This window comes from Chloroflexota bacterium, from assembly GCA_016197225.1.
Classification (GTDB): domain Bacteria; phylum Chloroflexota; class Anaerolineae; order Anaerolineales; family VGOW01; genus VGOW01.
This window is the reverse complement of sequence record JACPWC010000057.1, coordinates 55699-78615: the sequence shown is the minus strand read 5'-3', so window position 1 is coordinate 78615 and position 22917 is coordinate 55699. Positions and strand designations below refer to the sequence as shown.

Here is a 22917-nt window from a genome sequence, read left to right as displayed (position 1 = left end):
CCGGGATTTCTCTAGCAGTTTACGGAGCGGACCGCACTCTGTCGTCACCGAAGCGGGCCATTTCCCTTGCTCACCCGTTTGGGGTATTGGGTGAATAGTCGCTTTACAAACCGGCCAAAACCTTGCGCGTCACTTCCTTCGTCGTCGCCTGACCACCCAGGTCTTTTGTCATGACTCCGGCCACCAGGGTTGCCATGACCGCCCTCCTGACCCGATCCGCCGCCTCGACGTGGCCGAGGTGATCCAACAACATCCCCGCCGACAGAATCGCCCCGATGGGGTTGGCAACGCCTTGCCCGGCAATATCCGGCGCGGAGCCGTGAACCGGCTCAAACACCGCAACGCGCGCGCCCACGTTCGCCGAAGGCGCAACCCCCAGGCCGCCCATCAGCGCGCTCGCCTCATCCGAGAGAATGTCGCCAAACAAGTTGGTCGTCACGATCACTTCAAAGTTCTCCGGGTCGCGCATCAGCCGCATCGCCATGGCGTCCACCAGCATTTCGCTCACCTTCACTTCCGGGAATTCCGCCGCTACCCTCAGGCAACACTCGCGAAACAGGCCGTCGGTCAGCTTGAGCACGTTAGCCTTGTGGACAATTGTCACTTGGGATTTTTTCTTCCTCGCCAGTTCAAACGCGGCCCGCGCGATTCGTTCCGACCCGCGCACGGTGACGACTCTTTCGGCAATCGCCGTGTCTCCCTCGCGGCGTTCGCGCCCGGCGTACAGCCCCTCGGTGTTCTCGCGGACGATGAGCAGATTGACGTTGGGCCGGGAAAATTTTCCGGGGAGCGAGAAGGTAGGGCGCAGGTTGGCGTACAAATCGAAAGTCTTCCGCAGAGCCAGGATCGGACTGCGATAGCCGGGCACGCTGGTGGAAGGGGAGGAAGTCGCCCCGAACAGTGCGACGCCGGCCGCTTCCACCTCGGCCAGCGTTTCGTCGGGGATGGCGTTGCCTGTTTTTTGAAAGTGCTCAAAGCCCGCCTGCGCTTCGACGAATTTGAACCCCAGGCCAAGCGCCGCCAGCACCTCCGCCGCCGCCGGAATCACTTCTTTCCCAACGCCGTCGCCGGGGATGAGGACAATCGTTTTGTTCATCTGACTCCAGAGATTATACACTCACGAGAATCCCAGACTTCCGAAGTCTTTAAGACTTCGGAAGTCTCGGGTCGCGGTAAGATACAGTCAGTGAGGGGAGTCAAACCAATGACAACCATTGACCAGACTATCCGAAGAAAGTGTTTCGTTCACTCATTCACGGGCCGGCCGGAACCTTGCCCGAACTGCGGCGCGGCGTTGAAGCAAGAACGCGCGACGTACATGATCGCCACCCGGCAGGGGAGGCGTATCGCCGACAGCTTTGTGCTGGGCGGAGACTTTGGCTGGTTTTGTCCCGCCTGCCCGACGATAGTGATCAACGGCGACCGGGTGAGCGAGATGCTGGGCTTTGGCAAACAGGGTTGGAATATCGGCTCGGAATGGGCCCCGCTGGGCCTGGTAGATTTGGACGCCGTGCCGGAGTCAAAGCGGCATTTGCCCCTCGGCACTGACGATAATCCATATCCGCTGGTGGAATTTATCCATTCCGACGGCGCGCCCGGGGGGCCGCCTGCCTTGCCAGGGCGGGCTAAGGAGAAACACAAGCCGAACAAAAAGGAACGACTGCGGGCCAAAAAAGCGCGGCGGCGGTGATAGGCGCGTTCCCTAATCCGTCATCCGCACATCCGCCGTGCCACTCAGCCCAAGTTTCTGCCGCAGGTGCGGCACCAGGCCGCCCGCTTCGATGATGCTCAGGGCAGTGGAGGATAAAGGCGGGAATGTGTACTCTCGCCCGCGCGAAGCGAGACGGATCAGACTGCCGGCCAGGTCAATCTCCATCATGTCTCCAACCTGCGCCGCGTCCACGGCCTCCGGGCAGGTGATAAGCAACAGGCCTTGATTGATGCCGTTGCGAAAGTAGATGCGGGCGAACGATTTGGCGACGACGGCGGCAATGCCTTTGTACTTCAGGCAGGTGACGGCCTGCTCGCGCGAGCTGCCGTTGCCCCAGTTGCGCCCGGCGACGACGATGTCGCCCGGCCGGGCCTGCGCCGCAAAACCTGGATCGAGGTCTTCCAGCGCGTGCGCCGCGATCTCATCTGGTTCGCGCAAGGTGTAGGTATGCTTGCCGGGGAAGATCACGTCGGTATTCACCCCGTCGCCGTATTTCCAGACTCTGCCAATAATTGTTGATTGAGTCACACCCACACCCCCAAACTCACAACTCTCTCGGATCGGTAATCACGCCCGTCACCGCGCTCGCCGCTACCACCGCCGGGCTGGCCAGATAAATTTCCGCCTCAGGCTGTCCCATGCGGCCCTTGAAGTTGCGGTTGGCCGTCGAGAGGCAGACTTCGCCCGGGGCCAGCACGCCCATGTGGTTGCCCATGCACGGCCCACAGCCCGGCGTGCCGAACACCGCGCCTGCCTCCATCAGCGTCTGAACGTGGCCCAGGCGAATCGCATCGGCATAAACTTCAGAGGAGGCCGGGACGACGAGCAGGCGGGTGCCCGGAGCAACTTTCCTGCCCCTCACGATTTCTGCCGCCGCCGCGAGGTCTTCCACGCGCCCGTTGGTGCAAGTCCCGATGAAGGCCTGATGGATGCGCGTTCCCCGGACGGCGGAAAGGGGTTGGGTTGAGTCAACGGTGTGGGGGCAAGAGACGGTGAGACTGATGGCTGAGGCGTCAAAGGTATGAACGGCGGCGTAAACTGCGTCGGGGTCCGGATACAGAGCCAATTCTTTGATAGTTGATTTCTGATCGTTGATGGCTGACCGAGCGTCCGCGTTACGCAATACGGAATACGCAACACGTCTGAGCCGCCTCTCGGCCAGATACTCAAACACTTTTTCGTCCGGGGCAAGGTAGGCATTCTTCGCCCCAAACTCGGCCATCATATTGGGGATAACCATGCGGCTCTCCAGACTCATCTGTTCGATGGCCGGGCCGGAGAGTTCGACCGACATGTACAACCCGCCCTCTGCGCCGAGTTGGCCGATGATATGCAGGGACAGGTCTTTGGCGGTGATGCCCCGGCCCAGTTCGCCGGTGACCACAATCTTCATGCTCTCCGGCACGCGCAACCAGAGTTCGCCGGTCGCCCACAGGGCGGCCACTTCGGTACGGCCCACGCCCGCGCCAAACGCCCCCAGCCAGCCGAAGTGCGCCGTGTGCGAGTCCGATCCCAGGATGAGTTGGCCGGGCAGGATCAACGCTTCTTCACTGAAGACCTGATGACAAATGCCGCGCCCGACTTCAAAGAAATGCTTGATGCCCTGCTCTTTGACGAAGGCTCGCACTTCGGCGTGGTTCTGAGCGTGTTTGGTAGTGGGCGCTGGCACGGCGTGGTCGAGGGTGATCGCCATTCGGTCGGGGATAGCCACGCGCTCCAGCCCGATAGAGCGAAAGATTTTGGCGATGGCCGCCGTGTTGTCGTGCGAGAGGACAATGTCGGGGCGGGCGTCCACCACTTGCCCGGCGACGGCGTGGGACAGCCCGGCGGCGCGGGCCAGAGCTTTTTCGGCAAACGTGTATCCCATCAGTGAACGTCCTTCGAGCGCCCGTTGAGTGGGACGCCCGCCACCCCGGCCTCGCGCTCACCCTCAGGCGAGTCGAGTCGTTGGATGATCTGGCTACGCGCTGTCTCCGGCAGTTGCAAACGGGCCAGGCCGAATTGATTCTCAGCAATACCGATCAACACCTGTTCGGGCGAAATGTCGGGCGCAAGTTGATAGACGCGCTCCTTGAAGACGACGGCGATCTCTTTGGCGACGGCCTCATCAAGTTGGTAGTAGCGAATCTCTTTGAGAAAGTAATGGATGATGTTCCAGCCGGAGAGCGGGCCAAGCAGAATCTCGGACGCGCTCACCCCGAAGACATCAAGCGGATGCGCCTCGTAAGCCGACGAATCACGCAAGACCGCGTTTTGATGCACGCCCGCGGTGTGCGTTCGGTTGGTGAGGCTCACCGGCTCTTTGGATGGGACAAGCTTCTTGAGCTTGTCGGCGACCAGAACGTTGAGCGGATAAGAGCCGCGCAGGTGATAGCCTTCGAGCTTGTCGTAGTCGCGATCAATATACAAGTTGAACAGCAGGGCGGTGAGCGAGGTGATGCCCGACCGCTCGCCGAAGCCGAGGACGGTGGTGTTGAGGTAACGCGCGCCATGACCGACGGCGGCGAGGGCATTGATCAAAGCAAAGCCCCGGTCGTCGTGAAAATGGCCCTCGAACTCCATCTGCGGGTAACGGGTTTGCAGGGCCTCGACGCGCTGGGCAACGCTGGCCGGAGTGGCAACCCCGACCGTGTCCGGGAGTCCCAGGCGATCCACGAGCGGCGCAATTTCATCGTACACGCGGAAGAGGTCGGCTTCACGGGTGCGGAAGGCGTCTTCGCCCGAGAAGCGCAGGATGAGATGGGGATAACAGCGGCGCACGTCTTCGATCAGCGTCCGGGCTTCAGTAGCAATGGACTTAAGATCGCGCCCATGATTGAAGGCCTGCGACTCGGCTGAAGTACCGATGTAGAAGTTCAGGCCGTCGGCTCCGGCCTGGATTGCGGATTCCACATCGCGCGGATGACAGCGGACGTGGGCAAGCAGGAAGGTGTAGCCCTTCTGGGTAATGAGCGCATCGCGCGCGGCCTTGAGCGCCGCGAAATCGTCCCGCTCCTGGGCGCTGACGACCGGGGCGAACAACTCGACAAATTTGACTCCGTAAGTAATCAACGCGCTCAGAATTTCTTCCTTGTCGGCGCGGGTGAAAAAATATTTATAGTGATCGTGCAGAAGAGAGGTCTGCTGTCCCTCGCGCAGCGTGGTATCAATAATTTCCAGCGGGCGAGGCCGGTATTGGGCGAACCGGGCCGGTTCGAGTGTCATCGGGTGCTTTCTCCTATAAATCCGTCGCGCAGGGCCGCCGCCACTGCCGCCGCCCGGTTGCTCACGTTCAGCTTTTGCAGGATGTGGTCAACGTGCTTCTTGACGGTGTTGGGCGTGATGAGCAACGCCTCCGCAATTTGGCGATTGGTGCAACCCCGGGTGAGCAGGGCTAACACTTCGCGCTCGCGCTCGGTCAATTCGTCCGCGAAATGTGGCGCGGATTTGACTTCTCCTTCAGACAGGCTGGCTGTTGCCACAGCTTCGGCGACCAAGCGGGCAAAGGTGTGGCGGTTGAACAACTCTTTCTCCACGAAAGCGAACGCGCCGAATTCTTCGTAAGCCCGATCAATGTCTTCCGGCGCTCCCAGGGCGCTCACCACAATGGCCGGCACGCCCCGCTGACGCGCCGCCCGCAAAAAAGAGAAACCGTCTTTGTTTTCCTGCCGCTCCGCCGAACTGGCCAGGTGCAAATCTACAATCGCCAGCTTGAACATTGCCCGCTGTAACCAGCCACGCGCTTCGCCGTAGCTCTCGGCAAAGCGGCATACATAGCCGGCCTCGATCAGAATTCCTTCGTAGAGGACGCGCCAGCGCGCGTCGTCTTCGACCACCAGAGCATAAAGATGTTCGATGATCTCCATACTCATTCACCTCGCGGCGCGGGCGGGAGCCGGATGACAAAGGTGCAACCGCCACTTCCTCCCGCACCTTCCTCCGCCGTCAAGTTCGCCGAATGGGGCGAGTCGGCCAGGGCAATACTGCCGCCGCAACGTTGCACCCACGATTTGACCCACCACAACCCAAAGCCCAGTTTGTTGATGGAGCGCTTGGTCGAAAAGTCGGGGTCGAATATTTTTCCCCGCGTCGCCGGCGGCACCCCCGGCCCGTCGTCGGCCACGGTGATCTCCACCCACTGCCGGTCACGGTCAAACGAATCGGCGACGATGCGCCCGCTCACCCTGATCTGCCCGGAACGATCGGCGAAGGCATCCATTGCGTTTTCGATCAAATTGAACAAGACCAATCGCAGTTGCTCCTCGCCGGCCCACACCGGCGGCAAGGAGTCCAACCCCGAGGCCGAAAGACGAATGTGGGGCGGCAGGTCCAACCAGGCAACTGCCGTCCGGTAACAGGCGGCCACGGCGATGGGCCGCAGATGGAGCGGGCGCAAATAAGTCATCGTCTCGCGGGCGGCTTCCATCGCGGCCCGGGCGCTGTCTTCGATGTCACGCAACGTCGCTTCCAGGTACGGATCGGCAAGGATGGCCGGGCGCTTGTCGGCGATGTCCTGCACCTGCACCGGGATCAGGCCAACCCGGTTGTTGACGCGGTGCAGAAGGTTGGCGGCCACGTCGCCCAGCACGGCGAACGTCTCGGCGACGGCTTGCCTTTCCTCGGCCAGCTTCACCTGGGCCAGCGCCTCGGCCTGCTGAAGCGCGGCGGCGGCGTGATTGGCCAGGCAAGTCAACAAGCGCACGTCCCAATCCGAAAAGGCACGTGGCCCGGTTGTGTAGACTCCGAAAGCGCCGCGCGGCGTGCCGTTGCGCGCGACCAGCGGCGCGATGAGCGCCGAAGTCCAGCCCATTTGCCGCGCCAACTCCGGGCGCAGGACGCGAGCATCTGAATGCAGATCGCCGCTGATGACCGGGCGGCGGGTGAGCACGGCGGCGCCCAATAAACTGCTCTGCACCGGCACCTGGTAACTGGGTGGAAAGTCCCCGTTAGACGCTCGCAGAGTCAACACCTTTGGCTCGCCATCCGACACCTCCCAGATCGCAGAATGCGGCACGTTGAGCAGGTCGCAAGCGCGCTCGATCAACAGGGTGAAGGTTTCGTCCGGCGAGCGGATGAGCAACTGCTCGGTCACTGCTTCGATGGCCGCCAGCAGTTTGGCTTCCTGAATGGCGATGACGGCCTGGGTGGCGAGTGATTCAAGCACCCGTTGATCCTCGGCGTCGAATGCGCCCGGGCGCGGGCTTTCGAGGTTCAATACACCTTCCAGGCCGCCGCCCGGCCCCAACAATGGCACGGCCAGTTCAGAGCGCATCTCGCGCAGTGGATGCAGAGGGCGGTAGATTTCGGCCCAGGGCGGTTCGCGCAAGTCGGCGATCCGTATCGGTCGGCGATGTTGGGCCACCCAACCCATCACACTACTGCGTTCGCTTACTTCCAGGCCTTCGCCCTCGGACGGGAAACCTGCGGAGGGAGAAGGGCGGCCAAAGGCCGGGCTGGGCGCAATCGCGCTCAGGCGCAGGAGGCCGGCGCGTTTGTCCAGCAACCGGAACGAGCCGTGTTCGGCACCGATCAGGTCGAGTGCGGTGTTGAGAATTTCGCGCAACGTATCATCCAGATTCAAGCGGGAGCTGAGCAGATGTCCGGCGCGCTGGAGGCGTTCGAGCTCGTCCACCTTGCGTTGCAGAGCGCGGTTCATGCCCTCAAACTGGCGCGTGTTGTAAATGGCGACGGCGGCCAAATGGACAAAGGTATCCAACAGCAACAACTCTTCGTCGGCGAAGCGGCGGTCAGAACGTAGATCAATGTACAACGCGCCGACCGGTTGTCCGTTTGAGAGGGTGGAAGGCGATGCCGTTCTCTTCATACGACAACACCCGCGAGCGGCGGGAGAGGGCCGTTGCGCCCGCGCCGTCCGGTCGTGGCGCGTCGCCGAGAAGCGGCGACTCGCCTTCCCCGGCAGAGACGCGCGAGTTCGGATCGAACGCTCCACGAGCGGCATCGTAGGTGTAAATCACCGCCGTCGGGCAATCCGCCGGATCAAGACCGATCAGACGAGCGGCGGTTTGGGCGATGAGTTGGAGAGCCTCAGGCAAAGAGGTTTCGGGGCCAAGACGGTTGATCGTCGTGCCGGCGTCGCGCAAGATACCTAGCGCCGTCGGCCAGTCCGGGGCAGTGAGCGGCATGGCCGCCGTCGAGGTTTCGGATAAGCAAAGCATTGGCAATCAGCGTTTGAAGCAAATAATGAAAAGCCCCCAACCTTCCGCGCCGATGAAAGGTCGAGGGCTTCGCGGCCCAAGTCAATATCTCACACTCCAGGCTGAGATAATACAGTCTAGCCCAGATCAAAACAGTTCGTCAATTCATGTTTTGCCAGATAGTTGCGCCCGAATTCTGAGGCGAAGTGTACAAAGCTCTCGCGTTGTCTTCTGCCGCAGTCGCCCAAAAGGATGCATCCTGTTCCACCCGGCGCACTCGCCCGAGCAATGGAAGCAGAGCGGCTGGGTCATCACCTTGCTAATGCAAAATCTCAATTAACCTAACAGCCGCAATTAAGATAAATGCGATAAGGAGTGGAACAATGGCAATGCTCAAGGCCCGGCCCAGCTTCCAGGTGCGGCTATCCTTCGCCGCGCTCGTCATTTCCTTTTGGATCAGCATAGCCAGCAATAGCAGGGTGACGACAACGGCCAGAGACCCGGCAAGGGTAGATGAGGTAGCTGTGAAAGTTGTAGTCGTTAACACCGTTGATCTCTCCGGCCAATCGCTCGGCGCGCGGCTTGCGCTAGCAGTGTAGCCCCCGCTATCTTTCATGTCAAGCACCGGCGCTGGAATTTATGTTACTTTTCCTAACTATTCCCTCCAAAAACCAACTGACATCATCATTATGCTGACATATACTAACGCCAGACTAAGAAGTAAATATAGAACCTGTCAACTTAAAAACTTGATAAAGGCAAACCCGGCGAAAGCCGGGGGCGCAAAGCTATGGGTCTACAGCCGCCTGAGTCGGCCATGACCGCCAGGCCGCCGAAGTTTTTATTATAGGCCCTCGCATTCCTAATTTAGCTTCAACGAGCCTGGATTTACCAGGCTCGTTTTATTTTGCCGGAAGGCAAGGCGCAACCCAACATTTTGGAAAGCTCCGGTCACTGGAGCGCTACTTTGCAAAGGAGAACATATGGCCGCCAATAAATCCATTTTGCCGGCAAACCATCCCAGAGTGGTGACCCTCATCCCCGCCTTCAACGAAGAGCGCTTCATTGGCGACATGGTGCTCAAGGCCGGTGATTTTGCGGACGTGGTGATCGTCGTTGACGACGGGTCGAGCGACGCCACCGCCGAAATCGCGCGCGCCGCCGGGGCCATCGTCGTCAGGCACGAGCGCAATCAGGGCAAAGGCGCGGCGCTCAACACCGGCTTCCGCAAGGCGCGCGAGCTTGAGCCAGCCGTCGTCGTCACTATAGACGGCGACGGCCAGCACCTGCCAGAGGAAATGCCGAAAGTGGCCGCCCCGGTGTTCAAGGGTGAAGCCGACATCGTCATCGGCTCACGCTATCTGGAGAAGCGCAACGAGGTGCCTCTGATCCGCATCCTGGGCCATCTGCTCTTCAATTTCCTCACCAATGCAGTGTCCGGCACTTCGATCACTGACTCTCAGAGCGGGTTCCGGGCTTTCTCTCCCCGCGCACTCCAAACAATCTCATTTCAATCAAGCGGCTTCGCGGTGGAGTCCGAGATGCAATTTCTGGCCCGTGATTACGATTTGAGGCTGGGTGAAGTGCCGATCACCGTTCGCTATCAGGGCAGGCCGAAGCGAAACGTATTTATCCACGGGCTGGCCGTGTTAAGCGAGATGTTGCGGCTGGTCGGCCAGCGCCAGCGGCGTTTTGGCTTTGCTCAGCCGCCTCGGCCTCCACTCGAACGGCGGCCTCTTGCTGGAACTTCCTCGCCATAGGAAAGGGAGCTGGATATGACAACCCTCAATTCGGTACTAACCCGGAACAAAGCGCCCACCCTGCTTGCCTGGCGAGTCGCCCCTCACGCAAGCGTCATCATCGTCAATTACAACAGCGGGGCAAAACTATCCGCCTGCCTGGCCTCCATTCTGGAAACTGTCGGCCCGGAGTGTGAAGTTGTTGTAGTGGACAACGCTTCCGGCGACGGAAGCGCTGATGTTATGGAGCGCGATTTTCCTCAGGTGACGCTGATCCGCTCCCGAACCAACGTCGGCTTTGGCGGCGGCAACAACATCGGCGCAAGCTGGGCGAAAGGCGAATACCTCATATTTCTCAACCCGGACACCGTCGCAGAAGCAGGCTGGCTGGAAGCCATGCTGGCCCCGTTTGAAAACGATCTGCAGATCGGGTTGGTAACATCGAAAATTGTGCTTACGGATCAACCCGACCGGATCAACACCTGTGGCAACGCCATTCACCTGACGGGCCTGACTCTGTGCCGGGGCCTCGGCCTGCCGCGTGAAACCTTCGACAAATCCGAAGCCGTCAACGCCGTTTCGGGCGCGGCCTTTGCCATTCGGCGGGAAACGTTCGCCGCCCTCGGCGGGTTTGACGAAGACTTCTTCCTTTACATGGAAGACACCGATCTCTCGTGGCGCGCCCGGCTGGCTGGCTGGCGAAACTGGTACACGCCAGACAGCGTCATCCGCCACAGCTACACACTGAAGATCACCCCGCTCAAAGTGTTCTTCCAGGAGCGCAACCGCTACTTGATGCTCCTGAAGAACCTGCGCTGGCCCACGTTGTTCGCGCTTCTGCCCGCGCTCCTGCTGGCCGAAGTGATCACCTGGGGATTTGTGTTGCTGGCTGATCGGCGCAACATCAAAAATAAATTGCTGGCCTATCAGTGGCTCGGCGCGAATTGGCAACACATCCTGAGAAAACGGCAGACCACTCAGAAACTTCGCAAAGTCTCCGACCGGGCAATTCTGCGCCAGGCGGGTTTCACAATTGATTTTGCCCAGGCCGCGAAAGGCCCGGTGGCGTTGGTGGCGAAATTGACCTTCGGCCCGCTATTCGCTCTGTTGAAAGCGGCGACGCTGGCTGTCGTGTGGTGGTAGAAAGGAAATCAGATCGTGAAAATCGGGTTGGTCTGTTCTCACGGCGGGCATCTGACGGAGATGCTGGAGTTGCGAGAGGCCTTTGCCGGGCATGGCGTTTTCTACGTCACTTATGTTTCTGAGCGGGCGGAGACTCTGGCCCAGCAGGAACAAGTCTATCAGCTTCAGAATATCGGCGTCAGCCCGTGGCGGCTGCTCCGGGCGACATGGATCGCCATCCGTATCTTCCACCGTGAGCGCCCCGATCTGCTGGTCAGCACCGGCTCCGAAATTGCGCTACCATTCTTTTATCTGGCGTGGCTGTTGGGGATCAAGACGATCTTCGTCGAGAGTGTGTGCCGCCTCAGCACGCCTTCGCAAACGGGGCGGCTGGTTTACCCCATCGCCACCGAATTTTTTGTGCAGTGGCCGGCGTTGGCTCCAGTGTACGGCCCGAAAGCGCGGTTCGCAGGAGGCTTGCTATGATTTTCGTCACCGTCGGCACACACTCGATCGGATTCCTGCGATTGGTAAAGGCCATGGATGAATTGGCCGGGACCGCCGGGGAAACGGTGATGATACAACTCGGCTCGACAGTTTACACTCCCGCCCACGCCGACGTTTTCTCGTTTGCGCCGCAGAGCGAGATGGAGCATTGGTATGAGACGGCCAGCGTCATCGTCTCGCACGCCGGGGCCGGTTCAATTCTGTTGGCGCAAAAATATGGCAAGCCTCTGGTGCTGGCGCCGCGCCTGAAGAAATATGGCGAAATCATTGACGATCATCAGCTTGAACTGGCGGCGGCCTTGCAGGAATCCGGGCGAGCGGTTATGGTAAAGGATATGGATCAATTGGCGGCGGCGATTAATCAGGCGCGGCAGCTCAAAGTCGTTGCTTCTTCTAACAAGAGCCAATTGATAACGGCGCTCAAGGCCCAGTTGGATCAAATGGAAGTGGAGCAGGCGCTGATGATCTTGAATACTTCGTGAACATTTGCCTGATTGCATCCACGCCGGTGCCGCCCCAAGAAGGCATTGGGCATTACGTTTGGAATTTGTCCCGTTTCCTGTTGCGGCAAGGGCATACCGTCCAGATCATCACCCGGGGCAGTTGGGGCCGAACGCAACGAGAAGAGCGCGAGGGGATCATCATCTGGCGGCCCACCTTCGCGCCCGTCTACCCCTGGCACGTTCATCTGCACAGCCTGTTCGTCAATCAACTCATATCGCGCTCCCTCTCGGACGTTGACGTTTTCCACGCGCACTCGCCCCTGCCGCCTGTTATTAAAACCCGCCGTCCAATCCTGTTGACCGTCCACACGCCGATGCGGGCCGACGCGCGTTCGATCCCGCTTCGCAACGTTCAAGCGCTCCTCGTCAGGTTGCAGGCTCCAGTGAGCTACCGGGTGGAACAGCAGTTGCTCAAGGGGGCAACGCGAGTTGCGGCGGTGGCCCGGAGCGTGGCCAGCGAATTGGCCGAATATGGACTGAAACCCGAAACGGTGGCCGTGCTGGGCAACGGCGTGGATACGACAATGTTTTCGCCCGCTGAGGTTGAGCAGACCGCCGCGCCTTACGTGTTGGCCGCCGGGCGACTGGGATTACGCAAAGGTTTTGAAGACCTGATCGAGTGCGCCCGAATCGTGACTGAGCAAATTTCAGATGTTCGCTTCTTGATTGCCGGAAGCGGCCCGCTCGAACAATCACTGCGAACCCAAATTGAGAAAGCCGGGTTGAGTGGCCGGGTTGAACTGCTCGGCCACATCGCCGACCGGCAACGGATGGCGGCGCTGTACCGGGGGGCGGCGGTCTTTGTTCATCCGGCGCATTACGAAGGACTGCCCACCGTGTTGCTGGAAGCGATGGCCTGTGGCCGCCCGGTGGTTGCCACCGCCGTGAGCGGCGCGCTCGATGTCGTCGAGCCGGAAGAAAACGGATTGCTGACTCCGCCCAAAGACCCGGCGGCGCTGGCCGGGACTGTCGCCCGTTTGCTGGCCGACCCGGCATTAGGCCAACGTTTGGGCCGCGCCGCCCGGCAGACGATTGAAGCGCGGTATTCGTGGGAGAAGGTCGGCGGGCGTTATCTGCAAATTTATCGGCAGTTGCTCGGGGCGGGTTAGGATGAAGGTCTGTATAGTCGCCGCCGGGTTGACGGCGGCTCGATGGCGACTGCAACCCTGGCGATATTTGATCGAGACGGCGCGTGGCCTCGGCCAGTCGGGGCATTTGGTGACGATCCTCTCCACCTCAGAAGACGGCGGCCCCGTCGAAGAGTCACTGGCGGGCGTTAATATCCACCGCCTGCCCGATGTTCGCCCGGTGTGGTGGCAAGCCAATCCTGCTCTCGCAAATGCCATTCGCCGGCTTGAGCCGGAGTTGTTGATCTGGCATCTCGGCCTGACGAGTTTTTTTCATTTTGATATTGCAGGCCGATTCTCTGCGCCCTCCATTGGCGTCTTCACCAGCCCGGTTTATGATCTCCGGGAATTGTTGCGCCCCGGCCTGCCATCGCTGGTTGCGGAGAAGGAACTCTCCATCGCCCATTTTGTGGGGCGGCTCGTGCCGGGCATCGCCATCCGTCGGAGCGCACAAAGCGGTTTGCGCCGCCTGGTCACGTTGAGCGAAACTGCCAGGCAACGGTTGATCGGGCGAGGGGCGCCGGCGAATCACGTTGCCTGTATCCCGCCCGGCCTTGAGGCCGAATGGCAAGAATCGTTTCCGGCAGATCAACTGCCAGCGGCGCGGCAACAGTTGGGCTTTGCGCCGGATGATGTAGTGGTGGCATACGCCGGAGCGCCAATGCGGTTGCGAGGAATTGATGCGCTGGTCAGGGCAGTGGCGCGGGCGCGAGAGAACGCGCCCCGGCTCAAACTGTTGATCCTCTCGCGCCGTCACAATGAGGAGATGGCGGCGGCAGAGTTGCGCGTCCGGAACTTGATCGCTCAACAAGGGTTGCTTCAAGTTGCAACCGTCGTCTCCGGTTTCCTAGATCGTTCAAGCGTCAAATGTTATCTGGCCGCTTCAGATATCGTGGCCCTGCCGTTTGAGTTGGTGCCGTCCGACATGCCCTTGAGCGTTTTGGAAGCGCTGGCCCTGGGCAAACCGGTGGTGACGACGACGGCGGCTTGCCTGCCGGAGATGGTTCCGGCGGATTGCGGCGTTTGTGTGCCGCCGGCAGATGTTGCGGCGCTGGCAAATGCGTTGGTGTCTCTGGCGACGAATCGTGAGCGGCGGGAACAAATGGCCGCGTGGGCGCGGGCGTTCGGGGCGCAGTGGCCGAGCTGGGAGCAGGTAGGTTCGCGGTGGGCGTATCTTCTGCAACAGTTATGAATGAAGGCTGGCCGCACTTTATTTACCTCACCGGTTGCGATGGCACGGGCAAATCCACGCAGGCCAAAGCATTGCTGGCGCGCCTCACTGCCTCGGACGTCAAGCCCCGGCATTTATGGCTGCGCTTTCCATTCCTGTTGAGCTTGCCGGTGTTGTTGTATGCCCGCTGGCGCGGACACAGTTGGTATGAAGACGCGGGCGGCGTCCGGCATGGCTACTGGGATTTTCGCAATTCGCGGCTGTTGCGTTTAACGTTGCCCTGGCTGTTGTTGATTGATGCGACGCTGGCGGCGGTGATCAATATCTATTTGCCGCTCTGGTTAGGCAAGACGATTGTGTGCGAACGGTTTGTGTTGGACATGCTTGCCGATCTGGCAGTGGCGTTTGACGATCCCGGGTTGAGCCGCCGTTTGCCGGGGAAACTTTATCCACGCCTCCTCCCGACGGGCGCGGCGATTGTGGCTCTGGATTTGGATGCGGCCACTATCCGCGAGCGGCGGCCAGACCTGCGAACGGATCGCCGGTTGGAAACCCGGCTGGAAGTGTATCGGCAATTGGCCGCCGATCTTGGTATGCCTGTCATTCGCAGTGATCAACTTTTGGAAGAAGTGAGCGAACAGATCCGACAAGTTGTCATGCGCGTTTCCGGTAACAAGAGAAAATCATACGCGGTTTCCAGATCGCCTTGGCTCCAACCTTTATTGAGCAATCCAGTTGTGGCGCTGAGTGTTCACTGGGTCTTTCAGGGCATGACGTACATGGATCGCACCGAGCGGCTTTTCAAGCTGGGGATTGATTTGCTATTGGCCGTTGCCTTGTTCCCGATCATGTTGGGGTGGAGCGGGCGCTGGCCGTGGGCGTGCGTTCTGGCCGTCGGCCTGGCGCACACGTTCAACTTTTTGTTGAACGGGCAACCCTGGGTCGTCCTCAAACACTTTGGCCGGGTGCGGCACAGCCGCGAGGAGTTCGAAGACTACATCGCCGCTTTGACTGCGCGGGCGCAAGCCGAACTCAGCATCGCCTACCTGGCCGTGTACGGCAGTCCGGCGCGGGGCAAATGGACTCCGGCCTCGGATTTGGATGTAAGGCTGGTTCGCCAACCCGGCGTGATGAATGCACTGCGCGCCTGTCTGTTGGTCTTGCGCGAACGGACGCGGGCCACCTTTCGACGCTTCCCGCTCGACATCTACGTTCTGGACAGCAGAGCCGGCCTGAGCAAATTGCGTCCCGACGAGCCGCCGCGAGTCCTGATCAACCGCCTGAACATTTCATGAGTTCTTCAATGCTCACCTTTGTGCAAGCTTGGTATCGCCGGATTCGGAGCGACCATTTGATCGCCGGTTCTTCGTATCTCGCCGCCAACACTTTTGCCGTGACGGGATTGGGGGTGCTGTTCTGGTGGAGCGCGGCTCGCCTGTATCCGCCCGAAAGCATCGGTCTGGCGGTCGTGGCGATCTCCACTGTTCAATTGATCACGACGGCGGCGCAGATGGGGCTGGGCTACGGAGTGATCCGATTCCTGCCGGAGGCCGGAGCCGAGGCGGCGATGTTGTTGAACTCGGTCCTGACCGTCGCCGGCGGGTTGGCCTTGACTCTGGCGGCGCTCGCCCTCGTCGCCGGGCCGCATCTCTCGCCAGAGCTGGGGCGGCTCTCACAGTCTGGCGGCTATGGAGTCATGTTCATCCTGATGACGGTGTCGCTGGCCCTGTTTCAGTTGCTCGATCAAATGCTGACCGCCCTTCGCGCCAGCCGCGTTCTGCTCTGGAAAAATATGTTGACCGGACTCGGGCGGGTCGGGCTGTTGGCGTTGGCCTCGGTTCGGCCCTCGCCGACGATGGTGATGATAGCCTTTGCCCTGCCTCTGGTTTTGGCGGTTGCGGCGACGACCCTTCTCGTCCTGCCCCGGCAGATCGCCGGCTACGCCCCCCGCCCCGCTTTTCACGTAGCGCGATTGCGGCAGGTGAGCGGGTATTCGGCCAACAGCTACGCGGGCAACCTACTGCACGATCTTCCTTATCAAGCGTTGCCCCACCTGATCGCCAATCAACTTGGCGCGGCGAGCGCCGCCTACTTTTACATCGCCTGGAACATCTTCAGTATGTTGACGACCGTTTCGGCTTCGGTCTCGCTGTCGCTTTTTGTGGAGGGATCGCGCGAGGCGGGCCGGTTGGCGCAGTTGCGAACACGGGCATTGGGTGTAGCATTGGGAATTACGGCGGCGATGGCCCTGGCCGTGATGGTGGCCGCCGATTTGTTGTTGGGCATTTTCGGCCCGGCTTATGCCGCCGGCGGCGCGGCGGCGTTGCGGTGGCTGGCCGTCGCCACCCTGCCGGCGGCGCTGGTGTACTTGTTGACGGCAACGCAACGCATTCGCAAACAGCTAGGCTCGATCAACATCGCCTTTGGCTTGATCGCGCTGGTGAGTCTACTGCTGGCCCAACTAAGTCTTCAGCGCGGGCTGTTCATGGTGGGCATTGTGTGGGGAGTTGCCCAATCGGCGGCGGCGGCCTATTTGCTTCTGATTAGAAAACGGCAAACCGGATCATGACCCAAACTCTCAAGCAGGCGGTGATCGCCCATCCGATGGACTCGTTTCACCCGGCCAGCGGCGGTGGCATTCGCTACCTGATGAATTTGTTGCGGGTCCTGCTCGATCATGGCTGGGGTGTCACCGCGATCGGAGCGCAAGCCGGAGCGCCCAACCCCGCCGCTTCGTGGACTCACATTGCCATCAGCCACGAGGCCGCCCACTGGACAGGATGGGCGGGCTATTTGCTAAACCTCTATTTGCGCTTACCCTTCCTACAAATTCCGGCGGACGCCGTTGTCGTCACCCACCGCATGGATTGCATGTTGGCCTTTGTGCTGTTTAAGCCCGGCCAGCCCAAAGTCATGATCAGCGCGACTCCCGCCCACTTTTTGCGTTTGAGTTTTCCGAACTTGTTTGCGTTGTTTGGCTGGCTATACCGGCTGGCCGAACGCATTTGCGTCAACGGCTGTGACGCGATTGTGCCGGTGGACCCGGCGACGCGCCTGTACTACACCCGGCGCTATCCTCAGGCGCGCCTCACCGCCTGCGTGCCATCGGCGGTTGATCTTAGCCACATGCATCGCTTGCGCCAGAGCGAAGCGCGGGCGGCCCTCAACCTGCCTCCCGAAGCTCGCCTTGTTTTATTCATGGGCCGGTTGGCCCCCGTCAAAAACATTCCTCTTCTCTTGCGCGCCTTCGCCCTCGTAGCCCAAAAAGTGCCTGAGGCCCGGCTCTGGCTTGCCGGCCACGGAGAAAGCGGGGCGATGCTAAAATCGCTGGCGGCCCAATGCAGCGACCGGATCACGTTCGTCGGCGAAGTTCTGCCGGATCAAGTTGCCCACTATTACGCGGCGGCGGACGTGCTGGCCCTGTGTTCGCTCGAAGAGGGAAGCCCGACGGTGATCAAAGAGGCGTTGGCTTGCGGCACGCCGGTCGTGAGCACCGACATCGGCGATGCGCGGCAGGTGCTCTCCGCTTCGCCGGAGATGGGGCGCATCGTGCCTGCCGCCGAAGAAGCGCTGGCTGAAGCTCTCATTGACTTCATCACCCGTGAATCGGACTCTGAGATGGCGCGTGAACGGCGTAGTCAGGCCATGCAGGCCTACAGCGTTGAAGCGACAGGAGCGCAGTTGATTCAAATCTGCGAAGAGGCGCTGGCCCGCCGCCAACCACAAGCGCGCCCGGATGCGGTTCTAAGATGAACGTAAACTCAACCGGGATTGCGCCACGCTTGCCGATACGGGTCTGCCAGAGTTTGTTTGGGATCAGTTTGATCGTTTTGCTGGCTTATCTGATCGCCGTTCGGGCCGGACTGTATTTGCCCGTGAGCCTGTTTTGGGGCGGCAGTGCGCTGGCGATCACGGCGCTGGTCGTGTGGATTTTGATTAGCCACGATGAAGCGCCATCGCTCATCTGGGCCTTGTGGGCAATTATGACTCTGGTCTGGCTGTTCAAAACCATCTTTGCCCCGGCAACCGTCCCCTTTTTCGGTTCGGATGCCTACCACGATTACGCCGCCACGTCCGAGATCGGGCGCTCGGGCTGGTTGGCGCTTTCCCCGTGGAATGAAGGGCTGTCGTTGTGGCCGCATCAAACCAGTTACCCTTTTCTCTCCGCCATCAGCCTGTCACTCACCGGCCCCGTCCAGCTATCGCTGATGACCTGGGCGCGCTGGTCAATGCCCTTCCTCAGTCTAATCTCTCTGCAGTTGGTTTATGCGATCAGCCTGGAAGTCTATCAGTCGAAACGGGTTGCGCTGTTGGGCGCGCTGGGCTTTGGCCTGACGTACATGTACCTCATGTTTCACTCGCTCTACGTGCGCGAGACGCTGGCCTTCGCTCTATTTCTGGCGGCCATCTATTCGATTGTGAAGTCGCAGGAGACGGCGGGGCGTTTTTACCGGCTGGCGGCAATGGCCCTCAGCGTTGGCGTTATTTTTGCGCACCACCTCATGGCGTTGGCGCTGTTGATGTTTGTGCTGTTGGCGCTGGTGGCGCATTACGGGGCGCGCCTCTCCTGGTTGAAAGATCGACTCCATTTCTCCAGCGTGGGCCAGATCAATTTCACCCTGTGGCTCTTCATTTTTGTGGCTCTCTCCATGTACTGGCTTTATCTGCGATACACGCCACTGAGGCTGGCCGAGTCGCTGTTTCAGGACGCCACCGCCGGGCCGGAAGTGGCGGCGCTAAAACTGCCGCAGACGGCGCGCTACACAATTTTGTTGTACCTGCAAATGCTGACCACTGCCCTGTTCGGCCTGCTGGCTCTGGCCGGATCGTTCACTTCCGGCAAAAGCCGGCGAGTCTGGCACACAATCTTTGTGTTGTGGGGCGGGATGATGGGTCTGGGGAGTGTGCTGGTTACACTCGGCAGAGTTCAGGGAACCAGTTCGCTCCCCAGCCGCTTTGAGATTTTGAGCTATGCCTTTTTGTTGCCCGCCGCCGCTTATACGGTGCTGATTTCATTTCAAGGACGGCGGTGGCTGTCGTGGCCGCTGGGGCTGGTGTTCGTCGTCTATGGGCTAAACAGTCTGTATCGCGTGCCTGCCCACCTCTACTCGCAACGCCAACCCGACCTCGCGCAGGGCGAGACGCGCTCTCTGCTGTTGCGGCAGGAATACGATCTGATTCTGCAACTCCGCCCCGAGGCCGACATCTTCGCCGGACTCGGCCTCTACCGCCTGATCCGCCCGCTCACCGGCAACAACCCGGGATGCGCGCACTGCGATCTGGAGCCGGCGATACCGTCGCCCTCGGCCTCCCTGATAGTCGGCGAGCGCGATCAGTATCAGTTCGCTTCCAACATTTCTCTGGAGTCGTTCACGGCTGGCAAGCTAGGCCGCATTTACGATGCGGGCTGGGCCGAAGTTTACGCCCCGCCGTTAAGTGTGTCGCGCGGATTTCAAATGCGCGATCTGCTTTCTGCTTCTGATTCGCTGCCCGTTTTCAACGCCGGCGATCAAGTGTTGCCCTGGCTGTTGGCAACCGGCCAGATCGTTCTTTTGATTCTGTGCGGGGCCGGGCTGACGGTTTTGGCGCGAGCCGACGTTGAAGCCGGGCTTGGCCTGGGTGTCGCGTTAGCGCTTCTGCTTGTCTTTGTGGAATACCTGCTGGCCAATCTGCTGGGCGCGCCTTCGCCCGGGTGGCTGGCACCGCTGACGCTAGCCGGACTGGCCGGGTTGAGCCTGTGGCGTCTTTGGCGGCAGTCGGCGAGCAACAAGATCATGTTGATCATCCTGCTGACGAGTGTGTTGATGTTGGGTTATGGGCCGTTGGCCGATCGGCTATCCAGGCAGGCGGCGGCTGAACCTTATACAGAGTTCTACGTGGAAAGCGTCGCCTCCTGTGACTCGAATATCTGCATCGGCCTGCGCCTGATCAATCACGAAGGGCAGACGACGACCTACCGCGTCCACCGGGTCACAACGCCCATTATCCTGAACGACTCCGAGTCGTGGCAGGGCACTCTGACTCTGCCAGCCGCCTGGACTGACCCGCTCAGAGTTGATTTGCAGAAAGACAGCGGCCCCGGCCCGGAGCAGTCGCTTGTGCTCCGGTTTGCGCCATAATGGATTGCAATATGACGACAGACATTCACGCTTCAATGCAGGTCATCCTTGAAGCCTACTATCGTGACACTCTCGGCCTGCCGGATTGGGAAGCGGCGGTTGCGCGGCGTTTGCAGACCGGGCTGGAGGGGCAAGTCAAGCGATTGGCGAGTTTCGTTGACCTGAGAGGAAAACATATTCTGGATGTGGGATGCGGCTTTGGCGATATGATGCTGAGTCTGCTTGAGGCCGGCGCGGCGCAGGTGACAGGGATTGACCCGGATCAGGCGTGGCTGACGGTTGCGGCGGCAAGAGGCGGTCGTTACTCGAAACGATTCCGGGTCAACCAGGCAGTAGGCGAACAGCTTCCCTTCAGAGACAATAGCTTCGATCTGGTCTGCTCAAATTTTGTCGTCGAGCATGTGGACGATCTGGAACGGGTCGTCGGCGAAATGATCCGGGTGCTGAAGCCAGGCGGCTTGTGCCTGATCAATTGCCCGAATTATCTCTGGCCGATGGAGCCGCATTATCATCTGCCGTGGGCGCCTTACACGCCCAAGTGGATCGGCCAGCAACTGTTGCGCTGTCTGGGGCGCGATCCATACTACTTCGTTCATCACATCCATTATTTGACTCCCTTTGACGTGCTGAAGGCTCTGCGGCAGGCCGGGGTCACGCACACAACCAATCTATTACACGCTACTCTGACCCGGCCAGACCTCATTGTTAACCCCGCGCTCCAAACCTGGGTGAGGCGGTTGAGTTTCCTGCGCCCGCCATCGAGCCTGATCTATTTGCTCATGCCATCGGCGTCCATCCTTGCCGCCAAACCGGGTGAAGGTCAAGCGCGATGATGCAACGATTGGGATTAATGGGGCGCGTCCTCTCGCGGCAACTCAGCCTGCCCCGCCATCACCTGACAACTCACCTCGCCGAGTTCGCCCGCCTCGTCGGCCCGATGCCGTTGATCCTCGACATTGGCAGTGGCCGGCTCGCCCCGTACCGCCCTCTGTTCCAGTACGACCGCTACCTCACGTTGGATTACTTTGAACAGGCTGATGTGAGAGCCGACGGAGAAAACCTGCCTTTTGCTTCCGGGGTCGCCCGCCTCGCCCTGGCTACCGAAGTCTTCGAGCACCTTCCCAATCCGCCCCAAGCCCTGGCCGAGATACGGCGAGTACTGGAGGAAGGCGGCTATTTGCTCATCACCGTTCCTTTAATCTGGGGCGTGCACGATTACGTGGACTACCAGCGGTGGACTGCGCGTGGACTGACCAAACTCCTCGATGAAGCCGGGTTTGAAATCGTGCGCCTCAAGCATCGCGGCGGCATCTTCTCGATGATCGGTTGCATGACGGCGCAGATCCCGACTCAACTCTTTGGCCCGATGGCCCAACAACGGCGGTGGTGGGTGGCCGCGGTCTACGCCGTATGTTGGGCAATGCTTGCCCCGCTCCCGTGGCTGGGTTCTCTGTTAGACCATTTTGATCGCGCACAGGACTTTACTCTCGGCTACAGTGTGTTGTGCCGCAAAAAGTTATAATGCGTTCATGGCTAACACCACTCAGGACCTTGCCTCAGCGCCGACGGGGGAAACGCCGTTCGTCGCGGCGCTGGCGGCCCTGCGCGCCAACCGGCCCGACGCGGCTCATCAGCTGCTCCAGACCGCCGTCAAACTCGACCCCGCACATTTTCAGGCCTGGCTGCTGCTGGGTTGGACCGCGCCGACTCCGGCGGCGGCTCTGGACTATTTCAAACAAGCGTTAGTCCTTGAGCCGGATAACCCTCTCGCCGCCGATGGCTTGAACTGGGCGGCAGAGCTAACGTCTAAAATTGAAACACAGACGCCGCCAGCCCTGAATGCCGCCATCGCAGAGATTACAAACCCGCCGCTCGCAGATTTAGAGGCAGCCAACGCCTCGAACGCGGCAGTTGCCCGCCCCCGCTTCAGCAAGCTCCAAGTCAACGAAAATCTTGTCGCCCCGTTTGGCTATCTGGCCGCGCTGATCCTGGCCGAAGGTATCACGACCCTGGTATCGCCGGTGATCGGATTAGGGTTGCACATTGTGCTTTTTATTGCGCTTATCATCCATGCTTCGTTTAGAGGCCGCGGCCCGCAACAGCGATTCGTGTTGAGCCTGAGCCTGGCTCCCCTGATCCGGATTCTCAGTCTGGCTGTTCCGCTGGCGCAATTCCCGCCAACGTTTTGGCCGTTGGTGGTCGGCCTGCCGCTGATGGTCGCCGTATTTTTAACGGCGCGAACGATAGGGTTTGGTGGGCGGAAGATGGGGCTGACCGTTCGGGGCCTGCCGGTGCAACTCGTCGTCGGCTTGTCCGGCATCGGATTGGGTTACGTCGAATATCTCATTTTGCGACCGCCCCGCTTGATCGAGTCTCTGACGTGGGAGCAGCTGTGGTTGCCAGCCCTGATCCTGATGGTGTTCGGCGGGTTTGTCGAAGAATTGATCTTTCGCGGATTGATACAACGAACCGCCGTCGAAAGTCTGGGGCGATTCGGCATTCCCTACGTGGCCGTGCTATTCGCCGCCTGGCATCTGGGTTACGCTTTGCCGTTAGAGCTTGTCTTTGCCTTTGGCGTGGGACTGCTGTTCAGTCTCATCGTCGCCCGAACAGGCTCACTCCTGGGCGTTTCGATTGCCCACGGGTTGATCAATGTCGTCCTCTTCCTGATTTTTCCGTTCTGGCTCGGCTAGGCGTTGGTGCGTGTGTTAAGTGGCTCAAACTCTGGCAGAATTGCGGTAAGTCAAGCCCAGGCATGGTTCCGGCCAGCACGTCGGCGAGAGA

The 22917-nt window shown here is 60.4% G+C and carries 22 protein-coding genes and 1 riboswitch; of the genes, 15 read left to right on the top strand and 7 right to left on the bottom strand.

Annotation, left to right across the window (positions count from 1 at the left end; translation table 11 throughout):
* Nucleotides 1-103: 103 nt before the first annotated feature.
* Nucleotides 104-1096, bottom strand: a complete 993-nt coding sequence (locus tag HYZ49_09975; GenBank protein MBI3242606.1) for an isocitrate/isopropylmalate dehydrogenase family protein — start codon at nt 1094-1096, stop codon at nt 104-106.
* 198 nt (nt 1097-1294) lie between these two features.
* Here HYZ49_09975 and HYZ49_09970 point away from each other — a divergent pair, with 198 nt between their 5' ends.
* Nucleotides 1295-1690 (top strand): hypothetical protein, encoded by a 396-nt coding sequence (locus tag HYZ49_09970; GenBank protein ID MBI3242605.1) that lies wholly within the window; start codon nt 1295-1297, stop codon nt 1688-1690.
* A 12-nt stretch (nt 1691-1702) separates the two neighbouring features.
* On the opposite strand, the gene HYZ49_09965 is transcribed toward HYZ49_09970, so the two are convergent.
* The 6 genes from HYZ49_09965 to HYZ49_09940 all read right to left on the bottom strand — a co-directional run bounded on the left by HYZ49_09965 (nt 1703) and on the right by HYZ49_09940 (nt 7866).
* Complete coding sequence (locus tag HYZ49_09965) at nt 1703-2239, bottom strand: 3-isopropylmalate dehydratase (GenBank protein ID MBI3242604.1); 537 nt, start codon at nt 2237-2239, stop codon at nt 1703-1705.
* Between the two features lie 16 nt (nt 2240-2255).
* The gene (locus tag HYZ49_09960; protein ID MBI3242603.1) at nt 2256-3578 is read right to left on the bottom strand and encodes a 3-isopropylmalate dehydratase large subunit; all 1323 of its coding nucleotides are present in this window, start codon (nt 3576-3578) and stop codon (nt 2256-2258) included.
* Nucleotides 3578-4915: a pyruvate carboxyltransferase gene (locus tag HYZ49_09955; protein ID MBI3242602.1), complete on the bottom strand. Its 1338-nt coding sequence runs from the start codon at nt 4913-4915 to the stop codon at nt 3578-3580. The genes HYZ49_09960 and HYZ49_09955 overlap by 1 nt, the downstream gene beginning before the upstream one ends.
* Nucleotides 4912-5331 (bottom strand): response regulator transcription factor, encoded by a 420-nt coding sequence (locus HYZ49_09950; protein ID MBI3242601.1) that lies wholly within the window; start codon nt 5329-5331, stop codon nt 4912-4914. The genes HYZ49_09955 and HYZ49_09950 overlap by 4 nt, the downstream gene beginning before the upstream one ends.
* A gap of 227 nt (nt 5332-5558) precedes the next feature.
* Entirely contained in the window at nt 5559-7514 is a 1956-nt protein-coding gene (locus HYZ49_09945) for a GAF domain-containing protein (GenBank protein MBI3242600.1), read from the bottom strand.
* Nucleotides 7450-7866, bottom strand: coding sequence for a hypothetical protein (locus tag HYZ49_09940; protein ID MBI3242599.1), 417 nt, complete (start codon nt 7864-7866; stop codon nt 7450-7452). Before HYZ49_09940 ends, HYZ49_09945 begins: the two co-directional genes overlap by 65 nt.
* A gap of 362 nt (nt 7867-8228) precedes the next feature.
* Here HYZ49_09940 and HYZ49_09935 point away from each other — a divergent pair, with 362 nt between their 5' ends.
* The 14 genes from HYZ49_09935 (at nt 8229) to HYZ49_09870 (ending at nt 22826) form a co-directional block, all read left to right on the top strand.
* Nucleotides 8229-8444 (top strand): hypothetical protein, encoded by a 216-nt coding sequence (locus HYZ49_09935; GenBank protein MBI3242598.1) that lies wholly within the window; start codon nt 8229-8231, stop codon nt 8442-8444.
* Between the two features lie 148 nt (nt 8445-8592).
* Nucleotides 8593-8682, top strand: a riboswitch (cyclic di-GMP riboswitch).
* A gap of 146 nt (nt 8683-8828) precedes the next feature.
* Entirely contained in the window at nt 8829-9605 is a 777-nt protein-coding gene (locus tag HYZ49_09930) for a glycosyltransferase family 2 protein (GenBank protein ID MBI3242597.1), read from the top strand.
* A gap of 15 nt (nt 9606-9620) precedes the next feature.
* Complete coding sequence (locus tag HYZ49_09925) at nt 9621-10727, top strand: glycosyltransferase family 2 protein (GenBank protein ID MBI3242596.1); 1107 nt, start codon at nt 9621-9623, stop codon at nt 10725-10727.
* A gap of 15 nt (nt 10728-10742) precedes the next feature.
* Entirely contained in the window at nt 10743-11192 is a 450-nt protein-coding gene (locus HYZ49_09920) for a hypothetical protein (GenBank protein MBI3242595.1), read from the top strand.
* The gene (locus HYZ49_09915; GenBank protein MBI3242594.1) at nt 11189-11695 is read left to right on the top strand and encodes a beta-1,4-galactosyltransferase; all 507 of its coding nucleotides are present in this window, start codon (nt 11189-11191) and stop codon (nt 11693-11695) included. Before HYZ49_09920 ends, HYZ49_09915 begins: the two co-directional genes overlap by 4 nt.
* Nucleotides 11692-12825, top strand: coding sequence for a glycosyltransferase family 4 protein (locus tag HYZ49_09910; protein MBI3242593.1), 1134 nt, complete (start codon nt 11692-11694; stop codon nt 12823-12825). The genes HYZ49_09915 and HYZ49_09910 overlap by 4 nt, the downstream gene beginning before the upstream one ends.
* 1 nt (nt 12826) lies before the next feature.
* Nucleotides 12827-14035: a glycosyltransferase family 4 protein gene (locus tag HYZ49_09905; GenBank protein ID MBI3242592.1), complete on the top strand. Its 1209-nt coding sequence runs from the start codon at nt 12827-12829 to the stop codon at nt 14033-14035.
* Nucleotides 14032-15309, top strand: a complete 1278-nt coding sequence (locus HYZ49_09900; GenBank protein ID MBI3242591.1) for a hypothetical protein — start codon at nt 14032-14034, stop codon at nt 15307-15309. The genes HYZ49_09905 and HYZ49_09900 overlap by 4 nt, the downstream gene beginning before the upstream one ends.
* An 8-nt stretch (nt 15310-15317) precedes the next feature.
* Nucleotides 15318-16583, top strand: coding sequence for a hypothetical protein (locus HYZ49_09895; GenBank protein ID MBI3242590.1), 1266 nt, complete (start codon nt 15318-15320; stop codon nt 16581-16583).
* Nucleotides 16580-17767 carry a glycosyltransferase family 4 protein gene (locus tag HYZ49_09890; protein MBI3242589.1) on the top strand — a complete coding sequence of 396 codons (1188 nt, stop codon included), beginning with the start codon at nt 16580-16582 and terminating at the stop codon, nt 17765-17767. Before HYZ49_09895 ends, HYZ49_09890 begins: the two co-directional genes overlap by 4 nt.
* Nucleotides 17764-20133, top strand: coding sequence for a hypothetical protein (locus HYZ49_09885; GenBank protein MBI3242588.1), 2370 nt, complete (start codon nt 17764-17766; stop codon nt 20131-20133). Before HYZ49_09890 ends, HYZ49_09885 begins: the two co-directional genes overlap by 4 nt.
* Nucleotides 20134-20144: 11 nt before the next feature.
* Nucleotides 20145-20966: a methyltransferase domain-containing protein gene (locus tag HYZ49_09880; GenBank protein MBI3242587.1), complete on the top strand. Its 822-nt coding sequence runs from the start codon at nt 20145-20147 to the stop codon at nt 20964-20966.
* Nucleotides 20963-21655, top strand: coding sequence for a methyltransferase domain-containing protein (locus HYZ49_09875; protein MBI3242586.1), 693 nt, complete (start codon nt 20963-20965; stop codon nt 21653-21655). Before HYZ49_09880 ends, HYZ49_09875 begins: the two co-directional genes overlap by 4 nt.
* Nucleotides 21656-21662: 7 nt before the next feature.
* A complete protein-coding gene (locus tag HYZ49_09870) occupies nt 21663-22826 on the top strand; it encodes a CPBP family intramembrane metalloprotease (protein ID MBI3242585.1) in 1164 nt (387 codons plus the stop codon).
* Nucleotides 22827-22917: the final 91 nt, after the last annotated feature.